This window comes from Actinokineospora alba (genome assembly GCF_004362515.1).
GTDB classification, from domain to species: domain Bacteria; phylum Actinomycetota; class Actinomycetes; order Mycobacteriales; family Pseudonocardiaceae; genus Actinokineospora; species Actinokineospora alba.
The window spans coordinates 4,311,829-4,328,554 of record NZ_SNXU01000001.1; the positions used below are offsets into that span (position 1 = coordinate 4,311,829).

A 16,726-nucleotide genomic window follows, 5' to 3' on the forward strand; every position below is an offset into this window, starting at 1 on the left:
TCCGGTGAGCTTCTACTTGCTACCCGCCGTCGACGTGGCCTACGGCCAGGCCGTCCGACTCGTCCAGGGTGCCGCGGGCACCGAGACCGACTACGGCTCCCCGCTGGACGCCGCCCTCGCGTGGCAGACCGACGGCGCCGAGTGGGTCCATCTGGTCGACCTCGACGCCGCCTTCGGGCGGGGCAGCAACCGCGACCTCATCGCCGAGGTCGTCGGCACTCTCGACGTGAAGGTCGAGCTGTCGGGCGGCATCCGCGACGACGACTCCCTGGCCGCCGCCCTGGCGACCGGCTGCGCCCGGGTGAACCTGGGCACCGCGGCGCTGGAAGACCCCACCTGGTGCGCCAAGGCGATCGCCGAGCACGGCGAGAAGGTCGCGGTCGGCCTGGACGTGCGCATCACCGACGGCGTCCACCGGGTCGCGGCCCGCGGCTGGACCACCGACGGCGGCGAGCTGTGGGACGTCCTGGAGCGTCTGGACAAGGACGGCTGCTCGCGTTACGTGGTGACCGATGTGAGCAAGGACGGCACCCTCGAGGGCCCGAACCTGAAGCTGCTCAGCGACGTCTGCGCCCGCACCGACGCCCCGGTGATCGCCTCCGGCGGAGTGTCCAGTGTGGACGACCTGATCGCGCTCGCGGGCCTGGCGGGAATCGGCGTCGAAGGCGCCATCGTCGGAAAAGCCTTGTACAACGGCAACTTCACCCTGCCTGAGGCGATTTCCGCTCTTCGTTGACGAAGGCGAAATAGCCTCAGGCAGGCGCGTCCACGGTGATCTCGACGCCGATGGTGCCCTCGGAGCCGCGGCGCAGCCTGCTGCCGAGCATGGTGATCCGGCCGACCAGCCCGTACTTGCTCTGGATCAGCGACCGGGCCCGGTCGGACCCGTCGGCGTCGAGGATGCGGGCTTGGCCCTCGAAGGTGTCGCCGAGGGGTTTGCCGCCGAAGTCGCACTCGGCGAGTTGGACGCGGCCGTTGTTGCGGATGCGCTTGACCTTGCCCGAGTCGGTGACGGTCCAGAAGTAGAGGGCCTCACCGTCGCGCGCGATCCAGACCGGGGTGGGGACCGCGGTGCCGTCGCGCTTGAAGGTGGTGACGAGGAGGTATTTGCCGTCGCCGAGTCGGGTCAGCCCGTCCGATGCCATGGGGGGACAGTACTCGGATATCCGTGGTGACAACCCATTCGGGCACGGCGGCGGATGGGGCACGAACTTTCTCGCGGGCCATTCGTCGGCGTAAGTTACCGGCAAGTTCATCCGAATAGTGGGTGTGACACTTCATGTCGAGGTGTACCACTTGTAGGCGTGACTCCCACCACGTCCTTCGACCGTCGCGCCTTCCTCCGCACCTCCGCGGTGGCCGGTGGCGCCCTGCTCATCCCGGCCGCGTTGGCTTCCCCGGCCGACGCGGCGGCCGTGCCGCAGTTCGCGCACGGCGTCGCCTCCGGTGATCCCTTACCCGACGGTGTCCTGCTGTGGACCCGTGTCACGCCCACTCCCGACGCGACTCCGGGCTCCGGCTCCGGCCCGGACGTCGAGGTGCGCTGGGACGTGGCCACCGACCCGGCGTTCACCAACATCGTCCAGTCCGGCGCCGCCGCCACCGGACCCGCGCGCGATCACACGGTCAAGATCGAGGCCGGGGGACTGGCTTCGGCGACCGTGTACTACTACCGGTTCACCCTCGACGGCGTCGCCTCGGCCACCGGTCGCACTCGCACGGCCCCGGCTGTGGACGCCGACGTGAGCAAGCTCCGCCTCGGCCAGGTGTCCTGTTCGAACTGGCAGGCGGGCTACTTCTCCGCCTACCGCCACCTCGCGGCGCGCACCGACCTCGACGGCGTCCTGCACGTCGGTGACTACCTCTACGAGTACCAGGTGGGCGGTTTCGGGGCCGGTGGCGTGACCGTGCGCCCGCACGTGCCCGCCCACGAGATGCTCTCCCTCGCCGACTACCGCCGCCGCCACGCCCAGTACAAGACCGACCCCGATCTCCAGGCGCTGCATGCCGCCCAGCCCTGGTTCATCACCTGGGACGACCACGAGTACGCCAACGACACCTGGTCCGGCGGCGCGGGCAATCACCAGCCGAACGAAGGCGACTGGAACGCGCGCAAGGCCGCCGCGCGGCAGGCGTACTTCGAGTGGATGCCGGTGCGCCAGGGGCCGGGCGGCCAGATCTACCGCCGGTTCCGGTGGGGGCGGCTCGCCGAGCTGTCCCTGCTCGACCTGCGCAGCTACCGCTCGCTGCAGACCACGCCGTCCTCCGGCGACCCGCACGACCCGGCCCGCACGATCACCGGCGACCCGCAGATGGCGTGGCTCAAGTCCGGACTGTCGGGCACCGACGCGACGTGGAAGCTCGTCGGAAACTCGGTGATGATCACGCCTATCGCGGTGGGCAACGTCGAGGCGCGGTTCCTCGAAGCGCTCGGCAGCCTGCTCGGGCTGCCGATCGGCGGCGTCGCGGCCAACGCCGACGCCTGGGACGGCTACACCGCCGACCGCCAGGAACTGTTGGGGCACCTCAAGGACAACCGGGTCAAGAACACCGTCTTCCTCACCGGCGACATCCACTCGTCGTGGGGCGCGGACGTGCCGATCGACCGCTCCAGCTACTGGTGGAACGGCAACAGCGTGGCCACCGAGTTCGTCACGACCTCGGTGACCAGCGACAACATCGACGACATCCTCAAGATCCCCGCGCGAACCGGGTCCGTGGTCGCGGAAACCGCGCTGTACGCGGGGAACTGGCACCTCAAGTACATCGAGCTGGACTCGCACGGCTACTCGGTGGTCGACGTGAACCCACAGCGGGTCCAGATGGACTGGTACTACATCACCGACCGGCTCAGCCCGACCTCCGGCGCGCGGCACGCCAAGTCGCTGGCCACGCCGGTCGGCACGCAGAAGGTCAGGGCCGCGGGTTCGCCCGTCGCCTAGCGCTCACGGGGTGCGGCGGCGCAGGGTCGCCGCACCCAGGACCACGGCGAGCACCACGCAGGCCCCGACGACCACCAGGTTGCGCAGCAGCGTCAGATCCACTTCGGCGGACCTGGTGACCTGGGTCAGGGCGTCGACGGCGTAGGACAGCGGCATCACGTCGGACAGCGCGTTGAGCACCCAGCCCATGCTGTCGCGCGGCTGCAGCAGCCCGCACAGCAGGAACTGCGGCAGCACGAACAGCGGCATGAACTGGATCGCCTGGAACTCGCTCGTGGCGAACGCGCTGACCAGCAGTCCCAGCGCCATGCCCAGCAGCGCGTCGAGCACCGCGATCAGCAGCAATGTCCACACCGAACCGGCGACGTCGAGTCCCAGCCACAGCACGGAGACGCCGGTGGCGATGCCCACTTGGCACACCGCGATGCCGCCGAAAGCGATGGCGTAGCCCAGGATCAGGTCGAGTTTGGCCATCGGCATCGTCATCAGCCGCTCGAGCGTGGCCGTGGTGCGCTCGCGCAGGGTCGTGACCGAGGCGATCAGGAACATGATCACGAACGGGAACACGCCGAGCAGCGCGGGCGCGATCCGGCTGAACACCAGCTCGTCGTTGAACACGAACCGCAGCAGCGTCATCAGCAGGGTGGGAACAAGCAGCAGCATCGCGATGGTGCGCGGGTCGTGCCGCAACTGGGTCAGGATGCGTCGCGCTGTGGCCAGGGTGATCGTCGCGTTCACGCCGCCTCCCTCGATCGCACCAGGTGCAGGAACGCCTGCTCCAGGTCGTGTTTGCCGGTGTCGACGCGCAAACCTTCCGGGGTGTCGTCGGCGAGGATGATTCCCTCGCGCATCAGCAGCAGCCGCTCGCAGCGGGCGGCCTCGTCCATCACGTGGCTCGACACCAGCAGCGTGGTGCCCGCCAGGGCGAGCCTGCCGAACAGTGACCACAGGTCGTCGCGCAGGACCGGGTCCAGGCCGACGGTGGGCTCGTCGAGCACCAGCAGCTCCGGCTCGCCGAGCAGCGCGACCGCCAGGCTGGCCCGGCTGCGCTGGCCGCCGGAGAGCTTGCCGACGAGCTGGTTCTTCTGACCGCCGAGGTCGACGTCGGCGATCACCCGGTCCACATCGGACGCGGGCGCTTTCAGCACGGAAGCGAAGTAGCGCAAGCATTCCGCCACCGTCAGGTCGGCGTACACGGCCGGGTTCTGGGTCGCGTAGCCGACCCGGTCGCGCAGCTTGGGGTCGCCCGCGGGCAAGCCGAGCACGGTCACCTCGCCCGCCTCGACGATCTGCGCGCCGACGATCGCGCGCATCAACGTCGTCTTGCCACACCCGCTGGGGCCGAGCAGACCGGTGACCGATCCGCGGGGCACCTCGAACCCGACCTCGCGCAGCACCTCCAGACCGCCGCGGCGGACCCGCAAGCCGCGTACCAGCACCGCAGAATTAGTCATGCGTTTAATTCTGCGCCCGTGGAGTTCGCCCGTCAAGAGGTACGCACGGGACTGTTCGAGTCGTACGGTGATCACGCCAACGCACCACCCGGAGGTCCGATGCCCGCCGCCCAAGCCATGTCCGCGCTGTTGCTGGCCATGTCCGCCGACCGTCCCAGGTTGCGTGTGGACGTGATGCCGGAGCGGTTCCTCTCCACGGTGCGCGGAGGGATCGAGGCGTGGGAGGCGGCGGTGGCGTCCTTCGACGCCGGCGGCGAGGCGACGGCCGCGCTGCCCACCGTCGAGGCACTGTTCGAACCGGACACCGCGATCGCGCGAGCCGCGGCCGCCGCCGAGGACTCCGTGCGGTTCGGTGTCGGCAAGCCGATCGACAAACTGGTCGTCGGGCTGGTCAAGGTCCACCGCGAACTGGTCAAGGCCAACCGCAGGCCGGTCGCGATGGTCCGCAAGGCCGCCGTCATGGAACGCCGCGCGACGAGCCGCTGGCGCGGCGCCGAGGGGCGCAAGGGAGTCCTGGTCGACCGGGATCTGCAACTGGAGGAAACCCGGGTCGAGGTCCGCTCCCTGCTCGACGACGCGCGCGCCGTGGCCGACCTCATGCACCGCTGGCGCGCGCAGCCGGTGGCATAACTGACACCCTGGTCTCGATGGCACCACACCGCGAGGCCGCCGACGAGCGGGTCGAACAGGTCCGCGACGACGCCGCGGGCCGCTTCCGGCTCGCCCGGGAGTTCTACCGGACCCCGGGCCGCCGCGGTTTCGCGCGCGGCGAACTGAGCTTCCTGCGCTGGGAGTTCGAGCGCGGCGTGCTGTCGCCGGTGCGGGGGAGCCCGTGGTGGCGGGCGGTCAACGAGCGCCTGCTGCGCGACAAGATCGAAGCCGACCTGGCGCGCGGTGGCCAGGTGTCCTCGCGCGCGGTCGAACTCTGGACCGACTTCGTCCGCGGGCCGACGCCGGTCACCTGGTACCGGGCGCACAACGCCAGCGTCGTCGCCGGCTACCTCGAACACGAGGAACTCGCCCACGACGAGACCCCGCTCGAACGTTTCATGATCAACGTAACCTTGGTCCGCGCGCTCTACGCGCACGCGCTGGTCGCCGAGCCCCGGCTGGCCGCGGGCCGACTCGGCCGCGCGGCCAGACACCTCGGCGACCCTCGCTATGGGACGGTCGGCCTGTTCCTCAGCCTGCGCCGGGTCTTCCCGCAGCACTACCCGGTGGTGGGCGGCTCGCTGGCCCGGCTCCTCGCCGAGGAGGGAAGCCTGCCGCGGCTGCTCGACTTCGGCGTGATCCTCCCGCGGCTGGAGCAGCTCTACGGCTTCGCGGCGAAGTCGCTGGATGAGCCGCGGATCACGGAGCTGATCACCGACGGCATCCCGTCCTACGGCCAGGCGCCTGTGGAGCCCTCAGCGTGGACGGTCAACCGCCCCAGCCTCACCATGCGACTCGTGCGGCAGGCCACGAAACCGGTGGCGGACAGCCGTTGAGGTCGCGCTCATCCCCGCGCTGTCGCGGAACGGTCGCGGAGAACGGCCACGCCGTCGCCCTCGAGTTCCTCGCAATATCGGACGCGCCCGGTCATGGCCATGATCAAGGCCAGCGTGGGGCCGGACACCAACGGCCCGGAAACGGTGGTGAAGGGGCCGTCGGTGGCGACGAGTCGGAGGCCGCCGATGCGCCCTTTGGCGAGGACGACGAGGTCGGAACCGCCGTAGTACTCGGCCAGTGGAGTCAGCGTCGAGATCGGGTAGTCGCGTCGCAGACCCAGCGGCCTGCGGATGTCCTCGCCGTGCACGACCGCTTCGCCGAGCATCGCGACGACCGGTAGCGGTGGTTTGGTGGTGCTGGTGACCACCTGGCGAAAGCGTGCGAGCGTGTCGGCCGGAGTCGCGCCCAGGTGCTGGGCCAGCCGCATGGCGACCTGTTTGTCGAAGTCGAACCGGCAGCGGATCACCCCCGCCAGCCATCGCACGGGCGTGAGACTCGCCGCCGCGGTCAGGTGCGCGAGCACCTCGCGCACCGTGAGACCGGTGCTCAACGACGGTGTCGCCCACTGCCGGTCGGTCAGGTCGGCGAGGTCGGTCGCCAGCGCGGCGCGCTCGGCGTGCACCAGCGGCCAGAGGCCGGTCGTGCGCCGGAGGTCTGTCGGTGGTTCTGGTGTGGTCATCGCGACGGGGGCTCCTGGGGTCAGGCGAGTCGGTCGCTCGCTTCACAAGTGAGACCGTGTCGACGGCGTGGAATCGTCGCCTGTCCGATCACCGATCCGGAAGCTCGGTCAGCCGTCCAGGTAGTGCTGGATCACCGGGGCCACCACGGCGACGACCTCGTCATCGGTGGCCGAGGCCATCGGCTCGACCCGCACCACGTACCGGACCATCGCCAGTCCCACCAGTTGCGCGGCCATCGCCGTCATCCGCAGCCGGGGGACCCCCAGCGCCGTCGCGACCTTCGTCAGCACCGCGCGCTCCAGGAATTCGCGGAGCATCTTGGCGGCCTGTTCGTTGGTCGACACCGAGCGCAGCAGGGCCAGGAACGACTTGCCGGGTTCCGGGGCCGACCACAAGCCGAGCATCAGCCGCACCAGCCGCTCGCCCGCGTGGTCGCGGGGGCCGTTCAGCACGACCTCGGCCATGACCGTCGGGTTGACCGGCAGGCTCAGCGCCTCGACGAAGACCTGCTCCTTCGTGCCGAAGAAGTGGTGGATGAGCGCCGGGTTGACCTCCGCCTCCGCCGCGATCCCGCGGATCGTCGCCCCGCCGTAGCCGAGCGCGCCGAACTGGGTGCGCGCGGCGGACAGGATGTGCTCGCGTGTCTGGGTCTGTCCCGGTCTGCGGCCTGCCATCGCCTCCCCTTCATGGTCCTTCGGACCCCAGTATCGTCGCCACGTAGGCTCGGAGGCATGTCTGTAGCGGTGCGCGTGATCCCTTGTCTCGATGTCGACGCGGGCCGGGTGGTGAAGGGTGTCAACTTCGCCGACCTGGTCGACGCGGGCGACCCGGTGGCACTGGCCGCCGCCTACGACGCCGAAGGCGCCGACGAACTGACCTTCCTGGACGTCACCGCGTCCTCTTCGGACCGCGAGACCACGTTCGATGTCGTCCGCCGCACCGCCGAGCAGGTCTTCATCCCGCTGACGGTCGGCGGCGGCGTCCGCGAAGTCGGCGACGTCGACAAACTGCTCCGCGCAGGCGCGGACAAGGTCAGCATCAACACCGCCGCCATCGCCCGCCCAGAGTTCCTCCGCGAGGCGTCGCACCGCTACGGCGCCCAGTGCATCGTCCTGTCGGTCGACGCCCGCCGCGTCCCCGAGGGCTCCGCGCCGACGCCGTCCGGCTTCGAGGTCACCACCCACGGCGGCAGGCGCGGCACCGGCATCGACGCCGTCGAGTGGGCCGCGCGCGGCCAGGAGCTGGGTGTGGGCGAGATCCTGCTCAACTCGATGGACGCCGACGGCACCAAGGCGGGCTTCGACCTGGACCTGATCGACCTGGTCCGCGCCGTCGTGGACGTGCCGCTGATCGCCAGCGGGGGAGCGGGCGCACTGGAACACTTCCCACCCGCCGTCGCCCACGGCGCCGACGCGGTCCTCGCGGCCAGCGTGTTCCACTTCGGACAGCTACGCATCGGCGAGGTCAAGGACACCCTGCGGGCGGCCGGGGTCGAGGTGCGGTGAGACCGCTCGAGGTCCGACTGTCGGCAGCGATCGTCGGTGCCGCCGCAGTGGTCTTCCTCGGGCTGGCACTGCTGCGCGAAGAGCCTGGCGTGCTGCGGTTTCCAGTGGTGCTGGCGGTGATCGCGGCCGTGGCGATCGCGGCGATGTGGACCAGAATCCGCTTGGCCGCTCTCGTCGCCGTCGGCCTGCTTGCCTTGGCACACACGGTGATCGCGCTAGGCGCCCTCCCGTGGTGGGCCCGGGTGTCGTCGGGCCTCCTGGCCGCCGCACATGTGTACGTGGTGATCTTGTTGCTGACCGGCCCCGCACGGGCCCACTTCACGGGAGTGCCGAATGACTGAGCTGGACCCGGAAATCGCCGGCCTCCTCAAGCGCAACGCCGAAGGCCTGGTGTGTGCTGTCGCCCAACAGCGCGGCACCGGCGAGGTCCTCATGGTCGCCTGGATGAACGACGAAGCACTCCACCTGACCCTGACCACCAGGCGAGCCACCTACTTCTCCAGGAGCAGGGGCAAACTGTGGATCAAGGGCGAAACCTCAGGCCACACCCAGGAAGTCCACGACGTACGACTCGACTGCGACGGCGACACAATCCTGCTGACCGTCGACCAGCAAGGCGCGGCTTGCCACACCGGCGACCGCACCTGCTTCGACGCACGACAACTAATGAAGTCTTAACGCTGGAACGTGAGAGGCCAATCCTCACTGCCTGTTTGGGTGGTTCGCCTTGATTTGGGGTGAAATGGGCCTAAACTTTCGCGGCGCGGGGCAGTTTCCCTATCCTGCCCGCTTTACCCGCGCAGGCCCATTTCCGGGGTCCCCAAATCAAGGCGAACCACCCAAACAGGCCCCCTGCAAAGCCCGCAGCCCACGCGCAAAGCCCGCAGAGAGCCTCAGTCCAGGGCCCCAGTCAGATAACGCTGAACATTCGGCCCAATAGCCCGAACCAACGTCTCCACATCAGATTCAGCCAACGGATCGAACTTGGCCACATACCGAACAACCCCAAGCCCGATCATCTGCGAGGCAACAAGATTCGCCCGCAACTCCGGCCGATCGTCAGCAACAGTCCCAGCCAACTGAGCGAACACGTTCTTGAGAAAGAAGTCCCGCAAGGCGTGCGCCACCTGCTCATGCGCCGCCACACTCCGGATCAGCGCCGCGAACACCCCACCCCCCTGGACGTCCCAGTTCGTCAGGAACGTCCGGATGATCCGCGACCCCAAGTCGTCGACGCCACCTTCGAGCAGGTGGGCGATGATCTCCTTCGGGTTGAACGGCAGTTGCAGCACCGCCTCCCCGAACAGCGCGTCCTTCCCGCCGAACCAGTGGTTGACCATCGCCGCGTCCACCCCGGCGCGGGCCGCGATCGCCCGGACGGTGGCCCCGTCGTACCCCTGTTCGCTGAACACCTCGCGGGCCGCGGCGAGCAGCGCCGCGCGCGTGTCGGTGCCGCCGGGGCGACGCCCGCGCTTGGGGGTCTGCTGAACTTCGTCCGCCATAGCATCATCATGGAGCAGACGTGATAATAGTTCAACATATGTTGAATTACCCCACTCCCCACGGGCGTGCGTGCCACCCGGCAGAATGTGGCCATGGTCAGCGCCATCGGCATCGCGTCCCGGGTCCCATCGACCACCGGGATGGGTGAGATCAGCCCCACCCGCGAGGAGTTCCACACCCTCGCGGCGGACCGGCGCGTCATCCCGGTCGTGCGGCGGGTCCTCGCCGACGCCGAGACGCCCGTCGGGGTCTACCGCAAGCTCGCGGGCGACCGCTCGGGCACCTTCCTCTTCGAGTCCGCCGAGAACGGCCGCTCCTGGTCGCGCTGGTCGTTCGTCGGAGTGAACAGCCCCGCCGCGCTCACCGCGAACGGCGGCGAGGCGCACTGGCTCGGCACCCCGCCCGTCGGCCTGCCGACCGGCGGCGACCCGCTCGAGGCGCTCAACGAGACGGTCAAGGCGCTGCACACCGATCCGCTGCCGGGGCTGCCGCCGCTGACCGGTGGGATGGTCGGCTACGTCGGCTACGACGCGGTCCGCAGGCTGGAGCGGCTCCCCGAGCTGGCCGAGGATGACCTGAAGCTGCCCGAGCTGGTGATGCTGCTGGCCACCGACCTGGCCGCGCTTGACCACCACGAGGGCACGATCACCCTCATCGCCAACGCCGTGAACTGGGACAACTCGCCCGAACGGGTCGACGCGGCCTACGACGACGCCGTCGCCCGGCTCAACGCGATGACCCACGACCTGCAGACGCCCGCCGCGCCCACGGCCGCGGTGTTCGACCGGCCCAAGCCGGACTACACGCGCAGGCGCGAGCCGGCCGACTATCAGGCCGCCGTCGAGACCGCCAAGGAAGCGATCCGCGCCGGCGAGGCGTTCCAGGTCGTGGTGTCGCAGCGGTTCGAGATGCGCACCCAGGCCGACCCGCTCGACGTCTACCGGGTGCTGCGCACCACCAACCCGAGCCCGTACATGTACCTGCTGAAGCTCGACGGGTTCAGCATCGTCGGGTCCAGCCCCGAGGCCCTGGTTACCGTCCGGGACGGCCGCGCCACCACGCACCCCATCGCCGGGACGCGCTGGCGCGGGGTCGACCCCGAGGAAGACCAGATCCTGGAGAAGGACCTGCTCGCCGACGAGAAGGAGCGCGCCGAGCACGTCATGCTCGTCGACCTCGGCCGCAACGACCTCGGCCGGGTCTGCAAGCCCGGCACCGTGCACGTCGTCGACTTCTTCCGGGTCGAGCGCTACAGCCACGTCATGCACATCGTGTCCACGGTCACCGGCGAGCTGGCGGAGGGCAAGACCGCGTTCGACGCCGTCGCGGCCTGCTTCCCGGCGGGCACCCTCTCCGGCGCGCCCAAGCCGCGGGCGATGGAGCTGATCGAGGAGCTCGAGCCCACCCGGCGCGGCCTCTACGGCGGCGTCGTGGGCTACCTCGACTTCGCGGGCGACGGCGACACCGCCATCGCCATCCGCACCGCGCTCATCCGCGACGGGGTCGCGTACGTGCAGGCGGGCGCGGGCATCGTCGCCGACTCCAACCCCGCGGCCGAGGACACCGAGTGCGTCAACAAGGCGGGTGCGGTCCTGGCCGCCATCGCCACCGCGGAGACCATGCGTGAGGCCACCGGTGGCTGAGCTTTCCCTTGTGCGCGGCCATGAACGCTAAGCGTCCACTGTGGATTGTGTGTCTGCTGCTGGCGCTGTCGGCTCTGGCGCTGTGGGGCTCGTCGCGGCTGAGCTGGGGCACGGACTTCCGGTCGCAGTCGCCGGTGTTCGACATCGACGCCTACGAGCGGGTCCCGGTCGTGGGCGCCGACATGCTGCCCGCCCTGGTGCCACTGGCGCTGTTCTCGCTCGCCGCCATCGCCGCGGCCGTCGCGCTGGGCGGCTGGGTCCGGTTGGCTGTCGGCGGCCTGGTGGCGCTCCTGGGGCTGGTGCCGCTGATACTGCCGCTGGGCGACGATCCGCTGCTCTGGGGACGGGCACTCGCGGTGACCGGCGGTGCGCTGATGGTGGCCGCCGGAACGCTGCTGGTGGTCCGCGGGCGCGGCATGCCCCGGCTCGGTTCCAAATACCGGACTCCGAAGGCGGCCAACGAGTCTACCGCCTCCGAACCCGATCTCTGGCGGGCGCTGTCCGAGGGGGACGATCCCACCGCGCGGGAGAGCTGAAGCGCGGACCCGGTGCCAGACCGTCGGAAGGCTCGGAGTTAGCATCATTTAGGCGGAAGGGGCAATGCTTGTGAGGCACTACACGAGCCGAACATCGATCGAGGGTGGCCAGTGAGCATCCTCGAATCGATCGTCGACGGTGTCCGGGAGGACCTTGCCGTTCGCGAGGCGGCGATTCCGTTCGACGCCATCAAGGAGTTGGCAGCGAAGGCACCCGCGCCCAGGGACGCGATGAGCGCGTTGCGCGGTTCGGATGTGGGCGTGATCGCCGAAGTCAAGCGGCGCAGCCCCTCCAAGGGTGACCTGGCGGCCATCGCCGACCCCGCGGCACTGGCCAAGGACTACGCCGAGGCGGGCGCCCGGGTCATCAGCGTGCTCACCGAGCAGCGGCGCTTCGGCGGCTCGCTCGCCGACCTCGACGCCGTCCGCGCCGTCGTGGACATTCCCGTGCTGCGCAAGGACTTCATCGTCAGCCCGTACCAGGTGCACGAGGCCCGCGCGCACGGCGCCGACCTGGTGCTGCTGATCGTCGCGGCGCTCGAGCAGAACGCGCTGGCGTCGCTGCTCGACCGGGTCGAGTCGCTCGGCATGACCGCGCTGGTCGAGGTGCACACCGCCGAAGAGGCCGACCGCGCCCTGGAAGCGGGCGCCAAGGTGATCGGCGTCAACGCCCGTGACCTGCACACACTCGAAGTCGACCGCGATGTCTTCGGCAGGCTCGCGCCGGGGCTGCCCTCGGGCATCGTCAAGATCGCCGAGTCCGGCGTCCGCGGCCCGAGCGACCTGATGACCTACGCCGGTGCCGGTGCCGACGCGGTGCTGGTAGGCGAGGGCCTGGTCGCGTCCGACGACCCGCGTGCCGCGCTGATCCAGCTGGTCACCGCCGGATCGCACCCCGCTTGCCCGAGGCCGAGTCGATGAGTCCGACTGAGGCGCCCAGCAAGCACGATCCGGACGAGCGGGGCCACTTCGGTCCGTACGGTGGCCGGTTCATGCCGGAGGCGCTGATCGGGGCGCTCGACGAGCTGACCGCGGAGTACGACAAGGCGCGGCTCGACCCGGAGTTCACCGACGAGTTCGCCCGGCTGCTGCGGGACTACGCGGGCAGGCCGTCGCTGCTGACCGAGGCTCCCCGCTTCGCCGAGCACGCGGGCGGCGCCCGGGTGTTCCTCAAGCGCGAAGACCTGAACCACACCGGCTCGCACAAGATCAATAACGTGCTGGGCCAGGCGTTGCTGACCAAGCGCATGGGCAAGAAGCGGGTCATCGCCGAGACCGGCGCCGGCCAGCACGGCGTGGCCACGGCCACCGCGTGCGCGCTGATGGGCCTCGACTGCGTCGTCTACATGGGCGAGGTCGACACCGAGCGCCAGGCGCTCAACGTCGCCCGGATGAAGCTGCTCGGCGCCGAGGTCATCCCGGTCAAGTCCGGCTCACGCACCCTCAAGGACGCCATCAACGAGGCGCTGCGCGACTGGGTGACCAATGTGGACACCACGCACTACCTGCTGGGCACGGCGGCCGGTGGCCACCCGTTCCCGCTGATGGTGCGCAACTTCCACAAGGTCATCGGCATCGAGGCGCGCGCCCAGATCCTCGACCTCGCGGGCAGGCTGCCCGACGTGGTCACCGCGTGCGTCGGCGGCGGCTCCAACGCGATCGGCATCTTCCACGGCTTCATCGACGACGCCGACGTGCGGCTGGTCGGGATCGAGCCCGGCGGCCACGGCATCGAGTCCGGCGAGCACGGTGCGACGTTGTCCGAGGGCAGCCCCGGCATGCTCCACGGCGCGCTGTCGTACCTGCTGCAGGACGAGGACGGCCAGACGGTCGAGGCGTACTCGATCTCGGCGGGCCTGGACTACCCGGGCGTCGGCCCCGAGCACGCGTGGCTCAAGGACACCGCCCGCGCCGAGTACCGCTCGGTCACCGACGACGAGGCCATGGCCGCGTTCAAGCTGCTCTCGCGCACCGAGGGCATCATCCCGGCGATCGAGTCGGCGCACGCGCTGGCCGGGGCGCTGAAGCTTGGTCAGGAGCTTGGCCCGGAGGGTCTGATCCTGGTCAACCTGTCCGGTCGGGGCGACAAGGACATGGACACGGCCGCGAAGTACTTCGGCTTCTACGAGGAGTCCTGATGGGCCTGGCCACGCTGTTCGAGGGCACCCGGGCCGAGGGGCGCGCCGCCCTGGTGGGCTACCTGCCCGCGGGTTACCCGACCGTCGACGCCTCGATCGAGCTGCTCAAGGGCATGATCGACGCGGGCTGCGACCTGGTCGAGGTCGGCGTCCCGTACTCCGACCCGGTGATGGACGGCCCGGTCATCCAGGCCGCCGCCGTCGAGGCCCTCAGCAACGGCTTCCGCCTGCGCGACGTGTTCCGCGTGGTCGAGGCGGTGTCGTCGCACGGCGGCAAGGCCGTCGTGATGACGTACTGGAACCCCGTGCACAAGTACGGCGTCGACGCTTTCACCCGTGACCTCGCCGCGGCCGGTGGCCTGGGAATCATCACCCCGGACCTGATCCCGGACGAGGCCGCCGAGTGGATGGCCGCGTCCACCGAGCACGGCCTGGACCGGATCTTCCTAGTCGCGCCGTCGTCGTCGGACGAGCGGATCGCGAGCACGGTGAAGGCGTCGTCCGGTTTCGTCTACGCCACCGCGGTCATGGGCGTCACCGGCGCCCGCGACGCGGTCGGCTCGGCCGCGGAGGGCCTTGTCGCCCGCACCCGCGCGCACACCACGCTGCCGGTCGCCGTCGGCCTGGGTGTCCGCTCGGGGGCGCAGGCCGCTGAGGTAGCCGCGTTCGCGGACGCGGTGATCGTCGGCTCCGCCTTCGTCACCCGCGCCGCCTCGGGCGTCGACTCGGTCCGTGAGCTGGCCGCGGAACTGGCCGCGGGTGTGCGGAAGGCACCGACCCCCATCGGATGATGGTCTGAGTCAGTGCCCTCCGTGGCGCGGTTGGATCACACCTCCCGGTAAGCCCGGGTGATCTCGCGGATCTCCGTCGCCTGGCGTTTCTGGACGTGGGTGAAGAAGTCGCTGTTCTCGATCACCCGCGGCTTGCGGCGCAGCAGGCCGGGGGACTCGCGGCGGAACACCGAGAAGCAGTCGGTGTAGTCGACGCCGCCCCAGGGGATCAGTTCCTGGACCAGGCACCGCAGGCCCGCTTCGCGGCAGAACTGGCGGAACTTCTCGGCCGACATGCTGGTCGCGCGCCAGTGCTTGTTCTCGATGGTGAGTTCGCCGTCGGCGCCGCGGTAGGCGGCCATGTTCGAGTGGTGCAGGAAGCCCGTGCCGCCGGGGACCAGCTTCTTGGCGAGTTGGGCCAGGTAGCCGCGGATGACGTCTTCCTCGACGTGGATCAGCGAGTCCCAGCTGAACACGAAGTCGACCGAGTCGTCTTGGACCATGTCCAGCGACAGGCCGTCGTTGACGTGGTACTCGATGTGGTCGAGGTCGGCGAAGCGCTTCTTGCACGCGTCGATGCACCGCTGGGTCAGGTCCACGGCGGTCAGGCGGTTGCACGACGGCGCCAGGTACTGGGTGGCGCGCCCGAAGCCCGGGGCGATCTCAAGGATGTGGTCGGCGGGCAGGAACGGGCCGATGCGGGGGCGGATCGTCCACGTCCACATCGCCTCGGTGCCGCCATAGCCGACCGACCACTCGTCACCGCCCGAGGACCACTCGTGGTTCGACCACTGGTTGAGGTTCTCTTCGACGCTGGGCATCGTTTGCCTCCTGGCACTGCTGGGGTGCGCGCATTGTTGCGCGCCCGCGGCCTGGGTGCCACCTCTTCACGCCGAGAAGACGGCGAGCCGTTACCGTGTCCCCCGTGACAAGCGCTTCCAGCCTGATCCTGGCGAACATTCCCAGCCCCGACCGCGGTGTGTGGAAACTCGACCTCGGGTTCATCACGCTCCCGCTGCGGGCGTATGCCCTGTGCATCATCTTGGGCATCGTCATCGCGATCTGGTGGGGGGAGCGGCGGCTGATCGCCCGCGGCGGCGCCCCCGGCACGGTCATCGACGTGGCGGTGTGGGCCGTCCCGTTCGGCCTGGTCGGCGGCAGGCTCTACCACGTCGCGACCGACTACTACCGGTACTTCGGTGAGGGCAAGAACCCGCTCGACGCACTGCGCATCTGGGACGGTGGTCTCGGAATCTGGGGCGCCATCGCCCTCGGCGGTGTCGGTGCGTGGATCGGCTGCAGGCGCAAGGGCGTCCCACTGCCCGTCTTCGCCGACTCCGTCGCGCCCGGCATCGTGACCGCGCAGGCCATCGGCCGGATCGGCAACTACTTCAACCAGGAGCTCTACGGTGGTCCGACGGACCTGCCGTGGGGCCTGGAGATCTACAAGCGCATCAACGAGTTCGGCGTCGAGGACCCGCTCAACGGTGTCGCGGAGGCCAGCCACACGCTGGTCGACGGCAGCCCGGTGCACCCGACGTTCCTCTACGAACTGATCTGGAACCTCCTCGTCGCGCTGCTCGTCGTGTGGGCCGACCGCAAGTTCCGCCTTGGCCACGGCCGCGCGTTCGCCGTCTACGTCGCCGGCTACACCGTGGGCCGCGGGGTCATCGAGATGATGCGGACCGACCCGGCCACCCAGGTGCTGGGCCTGCGGATCAACGTCTTCACCTCAGCCGTGTTGTTTGTCGGCGCCATCGTCTACATCATCATCGCCCGCCGCCGCGGCCCCCGCGAGGAGCTGTCCACAGTGGACGCCATCGACGGCGAGCCGGTCACCGTCATCGACGAGGACACTGACCTGGACGCGGTGGAACCCATCGACTCCGAGCGCGCCGACGAGGCCACGGACACCACGGATGCCGACACCACGGACTCTGTCACGGAAGCGGACAAGGTCAGCCCGGACGAGAATGCGGAGACCGCCGAGCCCGCGACGTCCGGCAACGACGCCAAGCCGACCAGCTGACCGACCTGGACTCGACGCACCTGGAGTGCCGCCCTCAC

Annotated in this window: 20 protein-coding genes; 13 read left to right on the plus strand and 7 right to left on the minus strand. The window is 69.8% G+C overall.

The features are described from left to right. Nucleotides 1-4 precede the first annotated feature (4 nt). Nucleotides 5-736, plus strand: a complete 732-nt coding sequence (priA, locus tag C8E96_RS19920) for a bifunctional 1-(5-phosphoribosyl)-5-((5-phosphoribosylamino)methylideneamino)imidazole-4-carboxamide isomerase/phosphoribosylanthranilate isomerase PriA (RefSeq protein WP_091374562.1) — start codon at nucleotides 5-7, stop codon at nucleotides 734-736. A gap of 16 nt (nucleotides 737-752) precedes the next feature. Here the strand turns inward: priA and C8E96_RS19925 are convergent, their stop codons facing one another. Then, a complete protein-coding gene (locus C8E96_RS19925; RefSeq protein WP_091374564.1) occupies nucleotides 753-1,145 on the minus strand; it encodes a PPOX class F420-dependent oxidoreductase in 393 nt (130 codons plus the stop codon). Between the two features lie 159 nt (nucleotides 1,146-1,304). Here C8E96_RS19925 and C8E96_RS19930 point away from each other — a divergent pair, with 159 nt between their 5' ends. Next, nucleotides 1,305-2,942 carry an alkaline phosphatase D family protein gene (locus tag C8E96_RS19930; RefSeq protein WP_091374566.1) on the plus strand — a complete coding sequence of 546 codons (1,638 nt, stop codon included), beginning with the start codon at nucleotides 1,305-1,307 and terminating at the stop codon, nucleotides 2,940-2,942. A 3-nt stretch (nucleotides 2,943-2,945) separates the two neighbouring features. Here the strand turns inward: C8E96_RS19930 and C8E96_RS19935 are convergent, their stop codons facing one another. Then, a complete protein-coding gene (locus C8E96_RS19935; protein ID WP_091374569.1) occupies nucleotides 2,946-3,680 on the minus strand; it encodes an ABC transporter permease in 735 nt (244 codons plus the stop codon). After that, a complete protein-coding gene (locus C8E96_RS19940; RefSeq protein ID WP_091374573.1) occupies nucleotides 3,677-4,396 on the minus strand; it encodes an ABC transporter ATP-binding protein in 720 nt (239 codons plus the stop codon). The genes C8E96_RS19935 and C8E96_RS19940 overlap by 4 nt, the downstream gene beginning before the upstream one ends. 99 nt (nucleotides 4,397-4,495) lie before the next feature. On the opposite strand from C8E96_RS19940, the gene C8E96_RS19945 reads away from it, so the two are divergent. Continuing rightward, complete coding sequence (locus C8E96_RS19945) at nucleotides 4,496-5,026, plus strand: hypothetical protein (protein ID WP_091374576.1); 531 nt, start codon at nucleotides 4,496-4,498, stop codon at nucleotides 5,024-5,026. Between the two features lie 17 nt (nucleotides 5,027-5,043). Beyond that, nucleotides 5,044-5,883 carry a hypothetical protein gene (locus C8E96_RS19950; protein WP_091374579.1) on the plus strand — a complete coding sequence of 280 codons (840 nt, stop codon included), beginning with the start codon at nucleotides 5,044-5,046 and terminating at the stop codon, nucleotides 5,881-5,883. An 8-nt stretch (nucleotides 5,884-5,891) separates the two neighbouring features. On the opposite strand, the gene C8E96_RS19955 is transcribed toward C8E96_RS19950, so the two are convergent. Together C8E96_RS19955 and C8E96_RS19960 are read right to left on the minus strand one after the other, a co-directional pair. Next, nucleotides 5,892-6,563, minus strand: a complete 672-nt coding sequence (locus tag C8E96_RS19955; RefSeq protein WP_091374582.1) for a maleylpyruvate isomerase family mycothiol-dependent enzyme — start codon at nucleotides 6,561-6,563, stop codon at nucleotides 5,892-5,894. Nucleotides 6,564-6,671: 108 nt separating this feature from the next. After that, nucleotides 6,672-7,238, minus strand: coding sequence for a TetR/AcrR family transcriptional regulator (locus C8E96_RS19960; RefSeq protein ID WP_091374583.1), 567 nt, complete (start codon nucleotides 7,236-7,238; stop codon nucleotides 6,672-6,674). 57 nt (nucleotides 7,239-7,295) lie between these two features. On the opposite strand from C8E96_RS19960, the gene hisF reads away from it, so the two are divergent. From hisF to hisI, 3 genes are read left to right on the plus strand one after another with little or no spacing between them, the layout of a single operon-like run. Further along, on the plus strand, nucleotides 7,296-8,069 hold the full coding sequence (hisF, locus tag C8E96_RS19965; protein WP_091374586.1) for an imidazole glycerol phosphate synthase subunit HisF: 774 nt from the start codon (nucleotides 7,296-7,298) through the stop codon (nucleotides 8,067-8,069). After that, a complete protein-coding gene (locus C8E96_RS19970; protein ID WP_091374589.1) occupies nucleotides 8,066-8,410 on the plus strand; it encodes a hypothetical protein in 345 nt (114 codons plus the stop codon). Before hisF ends, C8E96_RS19970 begins: the two co-directional genes overlap by 4 nt. Continuing rightward, nucleotides 8,403-8,747: a phosphoribosyl-AMP cyclohydrolase gene (gene hisI / locus C8E96_RS19975; RefSeq protein ID WP_091374592.1), complete on the plus strand. Its 345-nt coding sequence runs from the start codon at nucleotides 8,403-8,405 to the stop codon at nucleotides 8,745-8,747. Before C8E96_RS19970 ends, hisI begins: the two co-directional genes overlap by 8 nt. A gap of 215 nt (nucleotides 8,748-8,962) precedes the next feature. Here hisI and C8E96_RS19980 read toward each other — a convergent pair whose 3' ends face one another. Further along, the gene (locus C8E96_RS19980; protein ID WP_091374594.1) at nucleotides 8,963-9,571 is read right to left on the minus strand and encodes a TetR/AcrR family transcriptional regulator; all 609 of its coding nucleotides are present in this window, start codon (nucleotides 9,569-9,571) and stop codon (nucleotides 8,963-8,965) included. Between the two features lie 93 nt (nucleotides 9,572-9,664). On the opposite strand from C8E96_RS19980, the gene C8E96_RS19985 reads away from it, so the two are divergent. From C8E96_RS19985 to trpA, 5 genes are all read left to right on the plus strand, one after another. Next, nucleotides 9,665-11,215, plus strand: a complete 1,551-nt coding sequence (locus C8E96_RS19985) for an anthranilate synthase component I (protein ID WP_091375559.1) — start codon at nucleotides 9,665-9,667, stop codon at nucleotides 11,213-11,215. Nucleotides 11,216-11,235: 20 nt separating this feature from the next. Then, nucleotides 11,236-11,751: a Trp biosynthesis-associated membrane protein gene (locus C8E96_RS19990; RefSeq protein WP_091374597.1), complete on the plus strand. Its 516-nt coding sequence runs from the start codon at nucleotides 11,236-11,238 to the stop codon at nucleotides 11,749-11,751. A 111-nt stretch (nucleotides 11,752-11,862) separates the two neighbouring features. Beyond that, the gene (trpC, locus tag C8E96_RS19995) at nucleotides 11,863-12,672 is read left to right on the plus strand and encodes an indole-3-glycerol phosphate synthase TrpC (protein ID WP_091374600.1); all 810 of its coding nucleotides are present in this window, start codon (nucleotides 11,863-11,865) and stop codon (nucleotides 12,670-12,672) included. Beyond that, entirely contained in the window at nucleotides 12,669-13,889 is a 1,221-nt protein-coding gene (gene trpB, locus C8E96_RS20000; protein ID WP_407642639.1) for a tryptophan synthase subunit beta, read from the plus strand. Before trpC ends, trpB begins: the two co-directional genes overlap by 4 nt. Further along, a complete protein-coding gene (gene trpA, locus C8E96_RS20005; protein WP_407642640.1) occupies nucleotides 13,889-14,680 on the plus strand; it encodes a tryptophan synthase subunit alpha in 792 nt (263 codons plus the stop codon). Before trpB ends, trpA begins: the two co-directional genes overlap by 1 nt. Nucleotides 14,681-14,715: 35 nt before the next feature. Here the strand turns inward: trpA and C8E96_RS20010 are convergent, their stop codons facing one another. Continuing rightward, nucleotides 14,716-15,480, minus strand: a complete 765-nt coding sequence (locus C8E96_RS20010) for a class I SAM-dependent methyltransferase (protein ID WP_091374607.1) — start codon at nucleotides 15,478-15,480, stop codon at nucleotides 14,716-14,718. Between the two features lie 104 nt (nucleotides 15,481-15,584). Between C8E96_RS20010 and lgt the strand changes: the two genes are divergently transcribed. Further along, nucleotides 15,585-16,688, plus strand: a complete 1,104-nt coding sequence (gene lgt / locus C8E96_RS20015; protein WP_091374610.1) for a prolipoprotein diacylglyceryl transferase — start codon at nucleotides 15,585-15,587, stop codon at nucleotides 16,686-16,688. Nucleotides 16,689-16,726: the final 38 nt, after the last annotated feature.